This is a genomic window from Paenibacillus sp. LS-5, from assembly GCF_056121505.1.
Map to the genome: position 1 here is coordinate 59083 of NZ_JBWAVA010000020.1, position 19725 is coordinate 78807.

Sequence of the window (19725 nt, forward strand, 5' to 3'; positions counted from 1 at the left end):
ATTTGGGGAATGGTCAGAGACATAAATTGATACACATAGCAGAAACCGCGACAGCAATAGCTGTCACGGTTTCTATCATCCTTATGCGAAATTCTTACTTATTATACAGTCTGTAGAGGAACACCGCAGCTTCTGCTTTGGTTGTGTTTCCAGTCGGATTGACTTTGTTGCCGCTGCCTTCGATCAACCCTTCCTTAAGCATCGCAGCTACGCTGTTCACCGCATAGGAGGCAACTTCGGACTTGTCGGAGAATCTCTCCAAATCCGCAGCCTCACCCTGGTTATTCAACTTCTTCTCAAGTTTCAAGGCTCTTTCGGTCAACACCATCATGTCCTGTCTTGTGATCTTAGAGGTGCTGCCGAATCTGTCATTGTCTATGCCATTCGTAATACCAAGAGCTTTGGCAATTGCAATTTCATTATAGTAATAAGTACTCTTCTGTACATCGCTGAAATTCCCATTTACTCTTGTAGTCAAGCCAAGTGCCCTGACAAGGGAGTAGAGGAAATCTGCCCTTGTGATATCGGTTGAGGGATTGAATACATGACCCTCTGTCTTGAGAATATCCTTTGCCGCCAGTACTTCGGCCGCGTTCTTGGCCCATACTGCCGTTCCGAGATCTGTGAATGTCCTGGATACGTAAGCTACTGCGTAGTTGCTGAATTGAGTTGTTGTGAAGGTTACCATACCGGTCTTGGGAGCATAGCGTCCACTCGGTACTGTTCGAACATCTCCGCTTCCGTCAATGTACCAGACAACAATCATTTCGGGATTCTTCAATTCATCCGCAGACGGCTTGTAAGGCACGGATACGGTTACAGGTGCACTGGGATTGCTCCAGACCGTTTCTTTTCCATCCACCTTAAGACTAAGCTGTATGATCGGCCTATCGCCGAGAGCCGCCTTCACTTCCGCAGGGAGCTTGGACTTGTCGCCTTTTCCAATCTCCAGCGCTACTTCCTTGCTGCTGCTTTCAGTTGTGCCCGTCAACATATTACCGGGTATTACTACCTTACCCAGCACAGTGGAAATCGTGAGTTTGTCATCCTTTGTTCCGCTTGTCAGTGCTGCAGTTGGCAAGCATACCGAGTATGAATTCACTCCTTGCGCCACTGGTATGTCTAGGGTAACATTTTTCTCCATAAATTCCTTTACTTTTGCCAGATCCAGCGCCTTAACAAATGCGGTTCCATTCTCCACCGTTGTCTGCATGGTTACTTTTTGATCCTGAACAACTGGTACTGCAGGTGCAGGCGTTGAAGATGGTGTTACGGAGCCGGGGGTGGACGGAGTCTCTGTCTTGCTATTGGTTACTTTTAGGGTGTATGTCTTGACCCTGCCGTCTGCACCTGTTACCTCAACCTTTATATCCGTTCTTGTACCTGGTGTAAGCGCTATAGCTCCGGAAGCTGTACCGCTGGCTACCCCCGTGCCGTTCACTTTGATGGATGATCTGCTGTCTGCCGCCGCCGCTGTCACGGTAATGCTGCCAGCATCCCGCAGGGAAACATCGTATTCGGTGGTTGCTGCGTTGAACGCCGGCTGGAGTGTTCCCGCACTCAGAGTCAAGCTGCTGAGGTCCGCATTCACACTGCCGGGTCTATAGACTCCAAGATCGCCAAGGTCAATGGCATCGTTCCGGATTGTCTCATATTCGCCTGCAAAGTAACCATCCAGATACGAATGTCCAAGAATGAATCTGTCCGGATTCATGGCGCCATAGTAGCCGGCATTCGCATTGCTCTGACCGTCAAACAGGACATAACTTCCCTGCCATCCTGAACCGGATACGCCCCAGCTGATGATGTGATCGATATACGGGGCGAACTTGTTGAACATTTTGTACAGCAGCGCGTACTCATAACCAAGAGCATCCGACTGTCTGACATTAAGCACAGCAGGAGCGGTCGCGCCTCCTCCGGGAGCATCAGTCGGCACCTTAAGGTCAAGCTCAGAATAGGTAATACCAGATAGCAGGCCCCTGTCAATGAGAGAGGCATAGAGGGCCATCGCATATTGGTTATCGCTTGCAAGGGTCTTACCCACCGCGTCATGTCCCTGGATACCGATGTCTTCGATCAGGGGTCTTCCGTCATACAGCGGATCGGAGCGCCATGCGGTATTTAATTCGAGAACCATGTTGTAGACGGTCCTCGCTTTACTGCGGGTCGCAAGTCCGTAATCGTTGTAGGTCAGCTTCGGAGGATTGTCAACGATGTAAGCATCAATACTGCCGTTGTTGTCGTGCCCGTCGAGCTTCATGTACTCCGGAAGGTTCGCGTAATTGGCCTTGTAAGCTGCCGCCATCTTGGCGTTGGGAGCCGCGATATGTGCGTTTTTGAAGAGCAGGTATACGTAATGCTCCGTGATGTCGCCGCCAATTTGATCATCCGACATTGCAGCAAGCCAGTTGGTGTGTTTCAGGCTCGTTCTCCAGCTGTTCGCATTCGTGGGGATGAGTTCGCTGTGGCGGCTTTCGTGAACCTCTTCGTTGAGTACATCCCATGAATTGAAGGGGATGACTCCACGGGATACGCTTGAGCCGTACTTCGTATCTGTGGTCAGGAAGTGCCGCATCACATACATGGTGTGGTTAAACTGCACTCTTCTCGCCATTTCTTTGTCTACCTTAACTGTAGTTGTAACGCCGTTGCCCAGTCCGTAGAAATCGGTCGAGCCATTATACCCTGAGGAAAGGTTCGCGGGAATAATCTGCGTCATCCATCCAGGGGCCTGATTGTACCATGCCAGAACATGGCCGTGAGACTTGTACTGTCCGGGAGTTCCGGAATCCCTGATCGCCTGATAAGCGTTGGTCGGGAAGCTGTATTCCGCTAAGCCAGGGGTAGTGGTTGCGCCGTTCAGGGCCTCGCCGTTAACGCTTTTCAGCCATTCGGGGCCCCGGGGATGCGTTCCATCGGCCTTCAGATTGTTGCCGTCGACAAAGATTTCATAGTGATTGGCTCTGGTTCCGGTTACGGCTCCGGTTCCGATCGCACCGACCATGAACAGGCCATTCTCCTTATTGTATACACTCTTTAGAGGCGCTACGGCACTCTGGTGTTCCTTGTTGACTACGTCGGGAAGCGCAATGCCGTTAGGATCAGGTGCAGTAATCTGGATGTTGGCGACAAGCAGCATTCCGGTTTCCGCAGGACGGGCATTCTCACCATGAAGCTCAAGAATAAAGTTCGAGGAATTGCCCGTTGAGGCGGTAATGCTGTGATGAGCCTTCAACCAGGATTCACCGTTGTAGCTGCCAACCCAGTCGGGATTCAGGTTGTTGTACTGGTAATCCCTGAGGTAGGTATCGAGGTTAGTATTAGTATTTCTGATTCTCCACCTCATGTATTTGCCTTGCGCGCTCTTGGGATAGTAGACATCGAATTCAATCGTTGAACCCTCTGTGACATTTACGGCCGGGGACAACGGGGATTCAATACTTATGCCGCCGAACGTGCTTTTTCCGCTATGGGCGTAATTAATCTGGAGCACTTCAGCTTTGCCCTGGGAATCTGCAAAAGGATACGGAATCATTGAGAATGTGCCACCGGCAAAGTCGGCGGGGACACGATTGTCAAGCGGAGTTCTTGCAGTCCAGTTATTAGTGGGCGCAGTTACTTTTACAGGAACTTTACCCGGACCCGGATCAAGACGGAAATAGGGATCGGAACCGTCTGATTTGATCTTTCCAGTAAAAACCACGATTGCTTCTTTAAGAATCGCTATAGCTTCGGCGGTGGGAGTGTCCGCTTTGCGCGCGAACTCAAGAGCATTATTAAGAGCTTGGAGTTCGTCGACATGCACCCAAGGAAAAGCTCGGTTCACATCGGAACCATAGACGGATCCATAGACAGACTGACTGACTTGGAGCGGGAATTCCTGATTGCCGGTTTTTAACGCTTCGGCTTGAGCAATGAGGTCGTTCAGTTCAACTGACAGTTCGTCTCCGGCCGCAGCAGCTGGGACGGGAGCATATGTGAATACGGAGAACAACATGATGACGATGAGGAGGCGGGAGATGTTGATTACACATTTTCGACTGTTCATCTTAGTTTGACTCCTTTTCTTAAGGAAACCTCTAAAGTCTCGTTTTAGAGTCACCCCAATTAATATGTTGTTTTGGATGAAGATATCGTATTTCCTAATGTTCTCTCCTTTGGTTACGTCATGTCTGGCTTACCGATTAATCCAAACACCTCCCTCTGAACATAAATGGCAGACAAGGTTTGAAAACGCATTCACAATAGCGGACGGGTAGAAGACCTCGATTATTTACAGCCGTGACATTTGATGCAGCCTTGCATCTGCTGACCACACTAATCCGCCAAATACTTGCTGTAACAGCTTTCATAATAACAACAGGAAGGGAAAGTCTAAATATGGGTAATGCACGAATGATTTTAATATAATACGAAAATAGACAACTTCTCATCTGATCCTACATAAGCCTAATTGAACAGAATCCGGCCGAGTTCACATCAGGTCATTCACACGCCATTTGATTAATCAACAGCGCCACACTCTCCACATATGTGGAATAAGCAACGTCAACACATCTTGCCTATTTAATGGAATCCCTGATGGGCAATCATAGCAAAAAATTATTCAGCATTACAAAGCGGCAATTAGGGATTGTGTATATATGTGGAAGTATATTGTCAATATTTGTTTCTTGATAAGCAGCTCGGGGGTAATATATAAAGCGGCATCCGCATACATAACGGTCTGTTATTGGCATAAAGGACAATACGGTTGTCCTCCTGTGGATGATAAGCGCGATTATTACAGAATAGGAGAACAAAAATGAATAATCAAACCCAGGATACATATCGTTTTCAGGTCAACTTAAGCGGTATGATCAACATTTTGTCTAACCATTTGTATAGCAGCCCGAAGGTATTCTTGAGGGAGCTGCTGCAAAATGGCGTAGACGCGATTACTGCACGGCAGGCTTATTCCCAGGGTGGATACGATGGCAGGATTCATGTCGAGGTAAGCGAGACTTCAACCGGGGCGACCTTATTAGTAGAAGATAACGGGATCGGGTTAGACGAGTCGGAAATTCATGAGTTCCTGGCTATGATCGGACAATCCTCCAAGCGGGGCGAGGACTTTCTCCAGACCAACACCTCTTTTATCGGGCGGTTTGGCATCGGGCTCTTGTCTTGCTTTATGGTGAGTGACGATATCGTCATGGTTACACAATCCGCCAAGGGCGGACCTGCACTGGAATGGCGCGGGAAGCCGGATGGAACCTATACGATCCGCAAGCTCGAAGGGATACATGCTCCGGGAACCAAAGTTTTTTTGCGTTGCAAAGAAGGCTCCGAGCCGTACTTCAAGGAAGGCAATCTTCAAGAATGGCTGTTCCATTATGGAGCACTGCTGCCTTATCCCATCCAATTGGTGTCCAATCAAACCACTCGCTTGATTAATCCGCCTTCCCCGCCTTGGGTCAAAGATCCGCAGCTGGCCCGGAAGCATCGCAGCGAGGTGCTGGCCTTTGGTAAGCAGGTGCTTGGGGAGACGTTCCGGGATTTCATTCCTTTGCATACCTCCTCCGGCCGGACGGGAGGCATCGCCTTCATCCTGCCGCATGCAGTGAACTTGGGCGCCAAACGCAATCACCGGGTGTACTTGAAGCACATGCTGGTCTCCGAGGCCGCCGACAATGTCCTGCCGGACTGGGCGTTCTTCGTTAAATGCATGATCTGGACCGATGATCTACAGCCGACCGCTTCCCGGGAGCATTTCTATGAGAACGTCCAGCTGGAGCAGGTGCGGGAAGAGCTGGGGAACACCATTCGTCAGGAATTGATGCGGATGGCAGAGTATGATCCGGATCGCCTGCAATCCATCATTTCCCTGCATGCCTTATCCATGAAGGCCCTCGCGGTGGAAGATTCGTCCTTCTACTCGATTATTCACGAGTGGCTCCCGTTTGAGAGCACGTTTGGCACGAAGCCGCTTGGCGAGCTGAAGCAGCAATCCCCTCTTTACTTTACTGCTACGCTGGACGAGTACCGCCAGATTACCCATGTGGCTGCGGCCCAATCCATGCTGGTGGTGAATGGCGGGTATATTTATGATGCCGAGCTGCTGTCTCTGCTACCCCTAATTGACCCGGACGTGCAGACAGAACGGCTGCTGCCGGAGGAGGTGTCGTTATCTTTTACCGATATTACACCCCAAGAGCGGCTTGACTACTATGAATCCGTAAGATTGGCAGATAGTGTGCTGCAGAAATTCCGCTGCCAGGTGCAGCTTCGCCGCTTCAAGCCAGAGGAAATTCCTGTACTCTACACGCTGTCTCAGGAGTCCGCTCAATGGCGGGTTATGGAGGCAACCAAAGAAGTGAGCACCGACGCTCTGTCCTCCGTTCTGGGCAGCCTGGGCGCTACGTTAAAAGATACAGCGTACGCAACGCTTTATTTTAACCTGAACAATCCTGTCATTGAGCGGGCATTTCATCCGGCACACAAGGCAATGCTGCCTTCCATTATCGAGATGCTGTACTGTAATGCGCTGATGATGGGACATTATCCGATGAACCGTCAAGAGACAATGCTTCTGAACAAAGGCATTATTCAATTTATTGATTGGGGTATGACGGCCAGTCATACGACAGGAGGAGACGAGTAGATGAACCTTACCGGGATGAGTTTTGAAGAGCTGATGGACGAAGCCTATGACATGCCAGGCGGAAAGGCTAAGCTGGATCTGCTGGAGCAGGCGGTACGGGTGGCAGATGCCGCAGGAGATCTCGATCAGGGTTTTGAGGCACGCAGCGAAATCGTAGAGACGGGCAGCTTCCACGGCTATCCAATGAAGGCGCTGGTCGCCTTTTCCTGGCAATTGGGACAGTATGACAAAAATCCGGACCAGTTTGATAGCTTCACCCTGCTGTGGTCCTACAAGTGGGTTCTGGATCGCATCACCTCTTTTGCAGATATTAGCCGTGTTCAGATCGAGAACCTGCTGGAGGACATGAAGATACGTTTTGCAGCCGAAGGCTATAGCAGCCGTTCCTATCACTACTACCGGGCGCACATCTTCGCGGAGTTTGGAGAACTGGACCATTCTCAGGCAGAATGGGATATCGTGCAGGCCATGGATCGGGATGAGATGAGCGATTGTCCGGCCTGTGAGCAAAACCGCCTTGTCGAGTTTCTGGCGAAGCGGGGAGACGACGAAGGAACCGTGAAGGCGGCCGAACCGATTCTCAAAGGTAAAATGAGCTGCGGCGAGGTGCCTCATGTGACCATCACGAAGGTGCTGTTCCCTCTCCTGCGGCTGGGCCGTCAGCAGGAAGCAGATAAGCTTCAGAAGAAAGGTTTACAATTGGTAAGGGGTAACCGCGATTTCCTGTATCATCAGGGAGAGCACATCGGTTACCTGACCTTGACTGATCCAATCAAGGCGCTGGAGGTCTTTGAAGAGTATATTGCCTCCTCTCTCGATCATGAGAACCCGGTCGACCGAATGATATTCAACGCCTATTCGGCCAAGCTGTTCCGCCAGCTGGCGGGAGAATCCATCCGGTTCCAGGTCAAGCTTCCGGCAGGACACCCGTGTGAGCACCAGTCCGGGGAGGTAACGTTGCTTGCGAAGCACTTCCAGCAAGACGCTCTCGCCACAGCGGAAAAACTGGATAACCGAAACGGTAACGATTACTATACCGCACTCCTGCAACGATTGTAGACTATGTTCCTGTTCCAGTTTCACATTTTTATTATAGGCACAGTGTTAGACGCAATGATGCCTTATCCTAACCTTTGATGCGCTTATCGTAGCGCCGCTGTCCAATACAAACAATAGACCGCACTGCCGGCAAAGGCATGCGGTCTATTTGATTCCGGTACTCAAAAACCCTTATAAATTAAGGAGCAAACAGCCTCTACATGCACCGTATGCGGGAACATATCCACCGGAGTGACCTCCACTGTTTTGTACCCGCCATCCTCAAGCACCCGCAAATCCCTAGCAAGTGTCGATGGATTACACGACACATACACCACCCGCTCCGGCTTCATCGCCAGAATCGTATCCAGCAGGTGCGGATCACACCCCTTACGCGGCGGATCAACAACGATTACGTCCGGTGCAACGCCCTGCTCTTTCCAGGCAGGAATGACATCCTCAGAGGCGCCAACCTCGAACACTACGTTGTTCATATGATTAAGCCGGGCATTTGCCCGCGCATCCTCGATAGCTTCAGGCACAATCTCTACGCCGTACACTTTAGCCGCATGCTGGGCCAGGAATAGCGAGATCGTCCCGATGCCGCAGTAGGCATCGATCACCGTTTCGTTGCCAGTCAGTCCGGCATACTCTACGGTTTTGCCGTATAGCACCTCAGTCTGTACCGGATTCACCTGGTAGAACGAACGGGCGGAGATGGCGAACTGCACATCGCCAATATAATCGTAGATGACATCTCTGCCCCACAGTACGCGGGTTTCGTTGCCGAAGATCACGTTCGTCCGCTGGGTGTTCACGTTCTGGCAGATGCTCTCCACCTGCGGCAGCGCATCACGGATGCTGCCGATCCAAGCGTCCAGATGCGGGATGTCGCGGCCGTTGGTTACGAGGACGAGCATCATTTCGCCGGTGCGGAAAGCTTTCTTCACCACGACATGGCGCAGCAGACCTCGTCCGGTTTCTTCGTCGTAGGCAGAGATGCCAAGCTCTCTGCCGATTCGCTTCACCGCAGCTACGACGTCGTCGTTATGTTCGTGCTGGATCAGACAGGTCTCCATGTCGATAATCCGGTGGCTGCCGCGGGCGTAGAAGCCGCCGACCAGACCGCCTTCGGTGACACCTATTGGCACTTGAGCCTTATTGCGGTAGCGCCAAGGCTCGTCCATACCCAAGGTAGGCCGAACGATGATTCCCTCAACTGGAGAAACTGTGGCATTTGTACTTGCCACATTAGAACCTTCAGCCGAAGAATCCGCAGCACCTGTATTCGTCCCATTGCCGTTCTCATCTGTCGCCTCCGCGCCCGTGTAGCTAGCTTCGCCCTTAACACTGCCACTCCCCGCACCTCTACCCGGCGCACCAGTTACATTCAGCTTCCCAATCCGCTGCAGGTTGTCCACCACCAGCTGCCGTTTCCACGCCAGCTGGGCGGTGTAATCCATATGCTGCAGCTGGCAGCCGCCGCATTGATCATAGATCGGGCATGGCGGCTGGCTCCGGTCGCTGCTGGGCCGTACAAGCTCGAGCAGCTTGGCATAGCCATACTGCTTCTTGGTCTTGAGCACCTTGGCCCGGACCTTCTCACCGGGAAGAGCGCCCTGCACAAAAAGGGTAAAGCCCTCGACCCGGCCTACCCCTTCACCTTCATGGGTCATGCCGATGATATCGAGCAGGACCTCATCATTCTTATTCACTGGCAGTCCGGCGACAGAGGCCGGTCCAGGTTCAGGGCGGCTTGCGCTGCGTCCACTGCGGTGTTTACTCATGTGTATAGGTTCACTTCTTTCATTATCTTCACGATTCATCTTGTTATGGCCAATCCTTGTAATCTATCGCTTACGGACTGTACAGCCTCTATTGGGCAGAAAAGGGATACTTTAACTGACTAACGGACCGTAGCGCGCTTAAGACTGCTTCACCAGCCATTTTCAGAGGAAATACCGGTAAATAAGCGCACTGGGGTCCGTTAGCTTGTGTAAAATCGACTCTCGCCCGGAATAAGAGCCGCTCAGTCCGTTACGAACTAGACATCCCTCCCGATCGGGAGCTCGTTGCGATATCACCGTAATCTGATGACCCCGCGGCCGATTTTCTCCAAATCCAGACCCGGACAACCCTCTAGTTATTCTGCGCAAAAATCCGCAAATGCTGCGGAAGGATCTGGAACTTGCCTGGCAACGTGCCGCCGAGTTCCCCGTCCAGATTAAGCTGAACATATCCCGGGGAGGTGACCTCCATCGCATCGGTACGGAAGTACACGACTTTCTTGTCCTGCAGATGCTCACCACGGATCGCCAGACTAACCAGGCGGATGAACTCGGCCAGATTGCATTTCTTAACGGCAATCACGTCGAACAGCCCATCGTCGATCCGGGCATCCGGAGCAAGCTTCTCGAAGCCGCCTACAGAATTGGTATTGGCGATGAGGAATAACATGAACTCATCATGAATCAGTTCCTGGCCATTGGCACGGATGTACAGCTCCTGCGGTGACAGGCTGGCCATTTTTTCAATACCCTTCAGGTAGTAGGCAAGCTGGCCCATCATAGTCTTCAGCCTGCTGGGAACCTCGTATGTCAGCTCGGTCAGTCTTCCGCCGCCGGCTATATTAATGAAATAACGGTCGTTAGCTTTGCCGAGGTCAATCAGGCGCGATTCCTGACGGAGAATCAGATCAACAGAATCCTCCCAGTTCTTCGGAATGCCCATCGCCCGGGCAAAATCATTAGTTGTACCCAGTGGCAATACACCAAGCGGGGGAAGATTCGGCTTCTCAGCCATGCCGTTAATCACCTCGTTCAGCGTACCATCGCCGCCCGCCGCAATAATCAGATCATAACACCCGCGCTCGACAGCCTCCGCTGCCGCTGCCGTAGCATCTCCCTCTCCGCTTGTTGCATGGCACGAGGCTTCAATGCCGCCAATATCCAGCCGGTCCAGAATATCGGCGAGCCGTTTCTTCATTTCTTCCCGACCGGAAGTGGGATTATAGATCAATCTCGCAGTTTTCATTACCGGAACGCCACCTGTTTATATAATAGATAACCTTACTGATTATACCCAATTCGGAACCCTACAAGCAATGTCGGTAAGCAGAAGCGGCTTCGCCATCCTGGTATAAGGGACTCTGCAAACGAAGAAATCTTACTCTCTATCGCTTTCAGGTGCCGTTTCAACGAGAAGGGTTTCCTCAGCAGTAAGCATAAATCAGTGTATGCGGCAGGAGGTGTAATAAATACCGGAAGCGCTATCTTTTGCAGCACAATATTCTTAACAGCTTTGCCGGATCCGCTCCAGCATAACCTTTACCTGCTGCTCTATCCAGTGCGGCAGTAAGGGATGCGGCAGCAGCGTCTGTCCCGAATAGGCATACTCCAGACCGAGGAGCCGCTCGGGAATCACACGCTTGGTGAAATAGCCTTCACTCAAAAAAAGCGGAGCCACCAGTACGTCATGCCCCTGCTCCCGCCAATATTCCACCTTGCTCCGCACATTGTCCGGGTTCAGCAGACCGTAGTCCGCCGCTGCGGCTCCGCTAATCTGGCGGACGCGCTCTGCCAGCGAGGAGATTCCCTGCTGCCAGCGCTGCCGGAAGCCCTCATGGACGCTGCCATGGCCTACGAGCAGAATCGTCTCCCGCTCCGGGTGCTTAGACAGTTCACGCAGCTTGTCCCAGATCATAACAGCAATATCCGGATCGTCATCGACCGGGTAACCGTAATGCACCTTGGCCTTGACGTCAAAAGGCTCAAGATCCGTCTCCTTCTCCGGCGCAGGTTTGGCACCCAGCGCATACTCTATTTCATCGACATGCGTACTGCCGGAAGAAACAAACAAGGGGATCACAATAATATCTGTGACCCCTTCATATTCCAGACTATCTATACCATCTTGAATTAACCGGCCTTCGACCAGCTCCAGAAAAGAAACCGCAACGGGCATCTCCTCCTCCAGCACCAAATGGCTTACAGCTTCCTCGACAATCGACACCCAGGCTTGGTCGCGGGAGCCGTGACTAATAATCAGTACGCCCGTCTTCATGGTTTATCGTCCCAGACGTTCCAGCGTTAATTTGTATCCGTCATTTCCGTAGTTCAGGCAGCGCTTCACACGCGAAATTGTCGCCGTGCTGGCTCCGGTCTCCGCTTCGATCTGATTGTATGTAGACCCTTTGCCCAGCATACGTGCGACTTCCAGACGCTGCGAAAGGGATTGAATCTCATTCACCGTGCACAAATCATCAAAGAAAACATAGCACTCTTCCATATCTTTTAATGTTAAAATGGCTTCAAATAATTGGTCTATACTTTTATCGTTTAGCTTCTTAAGCTGCATCGATTATCATCCCCTAAAGTTTGGTCAGTGCTGATATCACTGATAAGATATCCTTCAAAAAAAAGAGTTCAAAAGCTTAAATGTAATGACTATCTTGCCTCTACTATATTGTACTGGAGCACATTTTTCAAGCATTAACGATTTCACGCTGTAATGAGCGAAAATGACGGACAAACGTCCACCCCACGTGTACAAATTCAAACCTGCTCACAAGCCTCTGCTCAGAATCCATAAGAATTTACTGCCTTAACTATAGTACTACATAAGTGCCGAAAATCAAGCATGGTCACGGTTTCTTCACTTCCGGCACCGGCAGGTGGGCATCCGCCCTTTTCCGCTGCTATCCCGGTAAACCGGGCGTTCGTCTATACCTTATGTTCGCCTATGACATACAGTATAGCAAACCACTAACGAAGGAATGTGATGTTATGCCTGATCATTACTATAATCATTCCCGCCGGGGCGGGCGTTCACTGGCCGAGCCGTATCCTTCATCGCCGTATCCCGGGATCAGTTCATATGCCTACCCTCCCGTCTACGGGCAACCCGGAATGCTACCTGCCGTAGGTGCAGAGGCAGCCGAAGAGACCGCACTCGCAATACCCGTTGCCGCTGCCGAAGCCGCTACTGCCAAACCCGGCGGGCTGCTTGGAGGACTAGGCAATCTCGGCAATCTCGCCAACATGGAACAGATCAAGGGGATTGTTGACCGGCTGGGCGGCGTCGACGGCATCGTCAATTCCATGGGCAAGGTGCAGAAGGTTATGCAGGGATTTCAGCAGATGGCCCCGATGGTGAAGCTGGTCATGGGCAGCTTTGGCAAGAAGAAGGGCTCGGGTGCAGGTGAGCTTGCAGCTGAAGAAGATGCAGCACTCTACAGCCCCAAACGGCGCAAGAAGAGACGCCAAGGATCACAGCCACGCAAAAAAACAGCGCCGAAGAGCCGGCGCAAATCCTCCCCCGCCTCTGTTAAACGCCGCCGGAAGTAGGCGGCTTTTTTAATGCTTTTTGACAGGTATCAAGGGTTCTGCAGTGCAGTACATCGCTGCCCCGCTCCATGCTTAGAACACCACAAAAAAAAGCGTACCTCTCAGGGTACGCTTCAGGCAAACCTGGCGCTAGCTTCATACTTTTCTCAGCACTTTACTTAAACCAGCCACTACGCCGGAACCAGCGGAACATGCCCACACCGAGCACCAGCATCAGCATCAGCACCCCAAAATAGCCATATTTCCAGTCCAGCTCCGGCATGACCCGGAAATTCATCCCGTAAATCCCGGCGATCAGGGTCAGCGGCATGAAGACGGTCGTAATCACCGTCAGGGTCTTCATGATCGAGTTCATCCGGTTCGAGTTGAGCGAGATGTAGCTGTCGCGCAGATCGGCGGTCATTTCCCGGTCCACTTCAATCATGTCCGTCAGCTTCAGCAGATGATCGTAGATGTCCCCAAAATAGATCCGTTCCTCCCCATTGCTCTGCACATGCTGGGAGTTCACGATCCGGTACATCAAGTCACGCATCGGCACGATCGTCCGGCGCAGCTTAAGCAGCCGTCCGCGTACATTAAAAACCTGGCTCATGAGGTCTTCGACAGACTCGCTGCCGCCCTGGCTCTCCAGATCAGCAAGCTCATCCTCCAAAGCGTACAAGCTTGGAAAATACCGGTCTACCAGCTTATCCATCACGGTGTACGCAGCAGCCATAGGACCGCCGGACCAGCCTTTGCGGCTATGAATTTCTGCCTTTACCATCTGCCAGGCTTCATCCATCTCCGGTTTCTCCTGATGGTGATAGGATACGAGAAAGCCTTTGCTGAGGAACAGGTCAATCTCCTCGGCCTCCAGCGTCCGTTCATTCAGCGCATGCAGTACAAAAAACTGCACGTTCTCATAATAATCCAGCTTCGGGCGCTGCAGAATATGCATGCAGTCTTCAATCGCCAAGGGATGAAAATGAAAATAAGTATCCAGCAGCAGGGTCTCCTCCGCTGTAGGGGTGGAGAAATCCGCCCAAATCCAGGCATAGTCTGCCAGGGTAATGTCCTGAAGCGGCAGATCCGTCAACACCTCACCCTTATGTGTAACTGCAAGCGTTCGTATCATATAAGGCCTCCGTCTATTACATCTTCCCATCGCTCTTTATTGCACGTAACCATTGTACAGCAAGAAGCGCTTTCACCCCAAATGGTCTGCCGCCGCTCCCCGCTCAACAAAAAAAGATGTCCGCAGCCATCCGTGGCTTCCGTGACATCTTGATAAGCAGCAATGCTGCTTAGAATATGATTTTGAATATAATCCCTGCCAACACAGCGCTGATTGGAATAGTAATAAACCAGGTGATCACAATTCGTCCAGCGACTCCCCATTTCACAGCAGAGAAGCGTTTGGCTGAACCTACACCGAGAATGGACGATGTAATGGCGTGTGTCGTACTTACCGGCAAGTGCAGCAGTGTAGCCGAGAAAATAACAGAAGCGGCGGAAATATCTGCAGCGAAACCGTTAATAGGCTCAATCTTGAAAATCTTCGTTCCCATAGTCTTAATAATCTTCCAGCCGCCAATCGACGTGCCCAGTGCCATGGACGTTGCTGCAGCGATTTTTACCCATAGAGGAACTTCCATAGTCTCCAGACGTCCGGAGGTAACGAGTGCAAAAGTGATAATCCCCATCGCCTTCTGCGCATCATTGGTACCGTGTGTGAAGGATTGAAGCGCCGCCGTAATAACCTGCATGGAGCGGAAGCCCTTATTCACGGTATGCGGACTGCGTTTGGCGAAGATCCATTTCAGAATCGTCATGACGATGTAACCAATGACAAAAGCAATCAGCGGGGAGAATACGAGCCCCTCGACAATTTCAATAAAGCCATGCCATTTGATATGCTCCGTACCGGCACCTACGTAGACCGCTCCAGCAAGCGCACCGATAAGCGCATGGGAAGAGGAGGAAGGAATCCCCAGCCACCAGGTTACCAGATTCCAGATAATCGCAGCGATCAGTGTCGCTATGACGATGTCTATCCCGTTATCCAGCAGGGCTGGATCGGTGATGCTGCCCCCGATTTTTTTGGCTACACCCGTAAACATCAGTGCCCCGATAAAGTTCATCGAAGCCGCCATCAGAATAGCGGTCCGGGGACGAAGCGCCCGTGTGGAGACCGAAGTGGCAATCGCATTAGCGGTATCGTGGAACCCGTTGATGAAATCGAATGCAAGCGCTAGAAAAATAACAAAACCTAGTACAAATATTGATGTTTCCATTTTTCCAGGCCCCTTATGAGTTGCGCATGATGATCGATTCCAGCATGTTCGCTACATCTTCGCATTTATCGGTTGTAGTTTCTAGCCGCTCGTACAGCTCTTTGCGCTTAATCAGCTCAATCGGGTCTTTTACCGTTTCAAACAAGGCTTTGGTACAGATGCGGAGCACTTCGTCGCCCTGGTTCTCCAGATCGTTCAGACGGATAGTGTACTCACGGATCGCCAGCAGCTTCTTCTGGGAGAGCAAATGAACCGCTTTTTGAATTTCATAGGCGGACTGGCGGAGAATCTCTGCGAATTGCACGATATATTCGTCCGGCTCCAGCAGATTGTACATATAGAAACGTGAAGCTGAAGCTTCCAGACCGTCAATAACATCATCCATACTGGTGATGAGGTCCATAATATCGTCGCGTTCCAGCGGTGTGATAAACGTCTTGTTCAATTCCTTGATAACGGTGTGCGTGTACGTGTCGCATTGGGATTCATATTTCTTCATCACCGCTGCGAAATTCTCGACATTCTCCCGCAGAGTCGTAATATTCTGAGCGAAATAATCTGCCGCCTGGACAATGGTATCAGCCATGTTTTCCAGCGTCTCAAAGAATATGTCCTTTTTTCTCAACTTCATTAGTTTAAACCCCTTTACATAAAATGCAGCCATTCATATGTAAACAGCATGAAAATGAATGACAACCCTTGTTATCTTATCATATCAATAGGAGGGATAGAAGTAAAAGAAACGAACTTTTTTACACTATAATAACAATTCCCTGTAATCGTAAAAATAATCATCCAAACCGCATGTTTTGGCGTCTCTACCCGTTAGGCACTGGAGTCGGTGCATATTGAATATGACTGCTGAAGGAAGGAGCGTTCGGCACTATCAGAATATGAGTGATTCCGGGGTACATCAGCGCCTCTGTGCCATCATTCTTCACGAAGCGGATCACATCTCCAGGCTTGCGTGACCATCTGCCCTTCTGTACTTGTCCACGCTGAAACAGCACGGCCTCCCCTCCCAGCTCGATATCGATCTGCAGTCTTCCCACGTCATCGAGCACTTTATGATCTGCCCCCATCACCATCACATTGGCCGCCTCTACCGGATTGCCGTTATTCAGGTCCAGATGCGGCTTACCGTTCACCCAGCGCTGATAGGTCTCACGTTCATTGCTGTATTTGTACCCTACGTTATAGCTTTTCAGCAGAAAATTGACTGTGAACTCTGCTGCAGGCTTCCCCTCAACCGGCACATAATTGGGATCTGTGAAAAGATACCCGGGAACCTCCACTGTTCCGGCGTATCCGAGCTTGTCCGCACCCTCGCGCAGCTTGGCGGCATTGCTGTACAGATTATGAGGCGCTTTGCGCGCTTTGTCGCGCCAGAAGTAAGCTCCGGCTCTGCCGATCTCGTCCATGTCATCCTTTTTCTCCTTCTGGAGAATGGCATACGCTGCCTGGCTACCTCCCGCATGTACCGTTACACCGCCGTAGCTTTCACCGATGTCGATGAGATACGGGCGAATGCTGCGGATCGGTCCGATTTTGACCACTCCGGTATGACTTTGGAAAATCCCGATCAGCCGTGTAATTCCGCCCTCGGCCAGCACCTCGTACAGAATATCCGCTTCGCTGATTCCTGACTGCGGCCGTGCAGCAGGTGCGTTGTTGATCATCACCGCCAAAGGGCGGGGCAGAACGCTCTCTTCCAGCGGAAGTCCGGTCAGCCCGGAGGTGATTCGCCCAATCACAGGCTCGTCCGCCGGTGATGGCTCCGCAGATGTGACCGGAGACGGCGCAAGGGTTGGTACTGCCGAAGGTGAAGGCGCAGTCACTATTTCCGCTTCCTTTTCCCCGCAAGCAGAGAGCAGCAGGGCCGCAAGCACACAGCCGGTGATCAGGCGGGAAGAATATCGGCTTAGGGTCATATGTGTTTTTCCTCCTAAAAGTTTTATGGAGCCTTACTTCGTGATCTTTCTACGTAATAAAACTGGCATCGGAAGCATGAGCTTAGTTTTATGGAGCCTTGCTTCGTGATCTTTATGTAAGCTATCTCCCATTTAATCATAGCGGAGTTCATTTGTCTTGATTCCCTCACTAAAAAAGATACAACCCCTCTTCAGGCTGTATCCCTCATGTATCGTATGTGTGATTTAGTCCATCATCCAGCAGTTGAGACTAAGTGTCCCGTATTGATAGGCTTGGATCATAAGCTGCGCACTTCTGCCTTCGTCGGCTGTTCCCATCACATAGAAGAGCGGCACAAAATGCTCCCGCCCATAGCTGGGAACCGCATCGCGCACATGCGGCGCTTTTTTCTCGTAGGCGAATAGTGCAGGCAGATCCCATACTTCAAGGCCAGCTGCGATCCAGGCATCAAAGTCAAGGGCCCATTGCACCGGCTGGTCGTCCTGCTTCAGCAGCCGCAGATTATGAACCAGCCCCCCGCTTCCGATCAGCAGAATACCCTCATCTCGCAGCGGAGCCAGCATCTTGCCGATATTATACTGCTCCTCCGGGGAGCGCAAGGAATCGACAGACAAGGCCACTACAGGGATATCAGCTGCCGGGAACATCTTCTTCAGAATGACCCAGGTTCCATGATCGAGCCCCCGTCCCAGCACCGGCTGGTGGGGAAGATTCTTGGCGGCAAAGAGTTCGGAGATTCGGCGGCTGAGTGCAGGATCTCCCTTTGCGGGGTAGGTTAGCGAGTACATCTCGTCCGGGAATCCATAGAAATCATGCATGGTTTCGTGCTGTCCGTCCACCGTAATCAGCTGCTCAGGACTGTCCCAATGTGCTGAAAAGACAACGATCCCGCGGGGGGTACCCAGATCAGCACCCAGCCGTTCCAGGAAACGGGTATATTCGTTATCCTCAAGGGCAAGCAGCGGAGAACCATGTGCAATAAAAAATGCCGGTAATTTCATAGGGTGCCCACCTCCATAACCCAGTATATGGTCTGCATTTTTATTTTACCGCTTATTCTGGGTTAATGCGAGCGGAGGACGACCCCTATATCATCCAGTTCTGCCACTCTTCCTGTATATGCTCCTGCTGATTCATCCAATCCTTGGTGCGCTTCAGCACCTGGGCCTGCGCCGGGCCTGATGAGAAGGTATGATCCCCCTGAAAAATCACCTCTTTGTCGCAGCGCCCCTCAGGGCGTGTCCAGAACAGTTTCTGGTAGAGGAACGCATAATCCACAGGAATCACATCATCTGAGGTTCCGTGGATCACCAGTACATCGCCGCTGAACTTGCCGGCTTCCTGAAACGGCTGATAAGCAGCAAGCGAGTTGAAATAGACGGGTGTAAAAGAATAGCCCGCAAAATCCGAAGAACCACTCTTCACCGAACGGTCAAAAGCTTCCCGGCCCACGATCTTCACAATATCATTGAATGGATAGCCTACCGCTGCCCACAGGACCAGATTCTTGACGCGGCGGTCCCGGACCCCGGTGAGCAGGGCCACCGCGCCGCCAAGGCTGTGCCCGATCAGCGTGACACGCTGAGGATCTACATCTGCAGAGCTGATACCATAATCGAGGACGGCCCGGGTCTGGGCTATCATCGATTCCATATCTTCACTGCCATAATTCCCGCTGCTCTCTCCGCAGCCCACATAATCAAAACGGATCACCATATATCCGTCAGAAGCCAGCTCGCGGGCAGCCTTGACAAATATACGGTCGACTCCGATTCGGTTACCGACGAATCCATGGCAGATCACCGCCAGCGGCACCCTATCCTTGCAGCGTCCGGAGCTCCCCTTTTCCCTGGATGGATAATGGATGCTTGCCGTTAATTCTTCCCCGTTATGACGAATAGTAATATTCCGTTCCATTGCTGAACCCCTCCTTAAAAAGGCAACCTATTTCAAATTGTAATTATCCCGATTAAATTAGTCAGATTAATATCTTCATTATACGTTTTGCGTGTCTCTTGTCAATAATAAGCAGGAATAAATCAGGCAGTACCGGCGAATAAAAGACCCCTTCTGCTCCTCATGGAGCAAAAGAGGCCCAGCACAGGAGGAACCGTGCTTCAATTACGCATTATTCATAGCTTTCATGAAACATATCATGCGTCTGCCGTCTGCCCTGCCAGCCTTCCAGGCCATTGTCGGGCGTATCCGATTCAGAATCCCATAAGCTTAAGCCATCGGAATTACCCCAATCTCCCACTTCACCCGCAAGCGGAGGCGCGAAGCCATCACCCACGAATTTGCCTGGCTCTTCTCTGTTATCAGTCTCCATAACGCTCCCTGCCTTCCTTGTAGCCGTAGTAGTGAAGCAGAAACGTTACTAGTGTTCACTCTTCCAAACGGATTATTCATCCCGGACCGGAAATGCTTGTCCTTGCACACAACCGCCACCCAAACGTATACTCTAGGTTAAAGGCCTATTCCGACCCACTAC

General features: G+C 51.4%; 15 protein-coding genes. 3 read left to right on the forward strand and 12 right to left on the reverse strand.

Annotated elements, in window-relative coordinates; genetic code table 11:
* Window positions 1-94: 94 nt before the first annotated feature.
* Entirely contained in the window at window positions 95-4051 is a 3957-nt protein-coding gene (locus tag AC0MA3_RS22785) for an S-layer homology domain-containing protein (RefSeq protein WP_474657918.1), read from the reverse strand.
* Between the two features lie 756 nt (window positions 4052-4807).
* On the opposite strand from AC0MA3_RS22785, the gene AC0MA3_RS22790 reads away from it, so the two are divergent.
* Together AC0MA3_RS22790 and AC0MA3_RS22795 are read left to right on the forward strand one after the other, a co-directional pair.
* On the forward strand, window positions 4808-6646 hold the full coding sequence (locus AC0MA3_RS22790) for an HSP90 family protein (RefSeq protein ID WP_474657919.1): 1839 nt from the start codon (window positions 4808-4810) through the stop codon (window positions 6644-6646).
* A complete protein-coding gene (locus tag AC0MA3_RS22795) occupies window positions 6647-7705 on the forward strand; it encodes a hypothetical protein (protein ID WP_474657920.1) in 1059 nt (352 codons plus the stop codon).
* 161 nt (window positions 7706-7866) lie between these two features.
* Here AC0MA3_RS22795 and rlmD read toward each other — a convergent pair whose 3' ends face one another.
* The 4 genes from rlmD to AC0MA3_RS22815 form a co-directional block, all read right to left on the reverse strand.
* The gene (gene rlmD / locus AC0MA3_RS22800) at window positions 7867-9471 is read right to left on the reverse strand and encodes a 23S rRNA (uracil(1939)-C(5))-methyltransferase RlmD (protein WP_474657921.1); all 1605 of its coding nucleotides are present in this window, start codon (window positions 9469-9471) and stop codon (window positions 7867-7869) included.
* A gap of 352 nt (window positions 9472-9823) precedes the next feature.
* On the reverse strand, window positions 9824-10717 hold the full coding sequence (locus AC0MA3_RS22805) for a diacylglycerol kinase (RefSeq protein ID WP_379163253.1): 894 nt from the start codon (window positions 10715-10717) through the stop codon (window positions 9824-9826).
* A 258-nt stretch (window positions 10718-10975) separates the two neighbouring features.
* Window positions 10976-11746 (reverse strand): sirohydrochlorin chelatase, encoded by a 771-nt coding sequence (locus AC0MA3_RS22810; RefSeq protein WP_474657922.1) that lies wholly within the window; start codon window positions 11744-11746, stop codon window positions 10976-10978.
* Window positions 11747-11749: 3 nt separating this feature from the next.
* A complete protein-coding gene (locus tag AC0MA3_RS22815; protein WP_020428424.1) occupies window positions 11750-12040 on the reverse strand; it encodes a YerC/YecD family TrpR-related protein in 291 nt (96 codons plus the stop codon).
* Window positions 12041-12468: 428 nt separating this feature from the next.
* Between AC0MA3_RS22815 and AC0MA3_RS22820 the strand changes: the two genes are divergently transcribed.
* A complete protein-coding gene (locus AC0MA3_RS22820) occupies window positions 12469-13029 on the forward strand; it encodes a tyrosine protein kinase (protein ID WP_474657923.1) in 561 nt (186 codons plus the stop codon).
* A 154-nt stretch (window positions 13030-13183) separates the two neighbouring features.
* Here AC0MA3_RS22820 and corA read toward each other — a convergent pair whose 3' ends face one another.
* The 7 genes from corA to AC0MA3_RS22855 form a co-directional block, all read right to left on the reverse strand.
* Window positions 13184-14143 (reverse strand): magnesium/cobalt transporter CorA, encoded by a 960-nt coding sequence (corA, locus tag AC0MA3_RS22825; RefSeq protein ID WP_474657924.1) that lies wholly within the window; start codon window positions 14141-14143, stop codon window positions 13184-13186.
* A 169-nt stretch (window positions 14144-14312) separates the two neighbouring features.
* Complete coding sequence (locus AC0MA3_RS22830) at window positions 14313-15302, reverse strand: inorganic phosphate transporter (protein WP_379163266.1); 990 nt, start codon at window positions 15300-15302, stop codon at window positions 14313-14315.
* Window positions 15303-15315: 13 nt separating this feature from the next.
* Window positions 15316-15933 (reverse strand): DUF47 domain-containing protein, encoded by a 618-nt coding sequence (locus tag AC0MA3_RS22835; protein ID WP_379163269.1) that lies wholly within the window; start codon window positions 15931-15933, stop codon window positions 15316-15318.
* Between the two features lie 187 nt (window positions 15934-16120).
* On the reverse strand, window positions 16121-17233 hold the full coding sequence (locus AC0MA3_RS22840; RefSeq protein ID WP_474657925.1) for a DUF3048 domain-containing protein: 1113 nt from the start codon (window positions 17231-17233) through the stop codon (window positions 16121-16123).
* Between the two features lie 225 nt (window positions 17234-17458).
* The gene (locus AC0MA3_RS22845; protein WP_474657926.1) at window positions 17459-18235 is read right to left on the reverse strand and encodes a DODA-type extradiol aromatic ring-opening family dioxygenase; all 777 of its coding nucleotides are present in this window, start codon (window positions 18233-18235) and stop codon (window positions 17459-17461) included.
* A gap of 85 nt (window positions 18236-18320) precedes the next feature.
* On the reverse strand, window positions 18321-19151 hold the full coding sequence (locus AC0MA3_RS22850) for an alpha/beta hydrolase family protein (RefSeq protein ID WP_474657927.1): 831 nt from the start codon (window positions 19149-19151) through the stop codon (window positions 18321-18323).
* Window positions 19152-19362: 211 nt separating this feature from the next.
* On the reverse strand, window positions 19363-19563 hold the full coding sequence (locus AC0MA3_RS22855) for a hypothetical protein (RefSeq protein WP_379163280.1): 201 nt from the start codon (window positions 19561-19563) through the stop codon (window positions 19363-19365).
* Window positions 19564-19725: the final 162 nt, after the last annotated feature.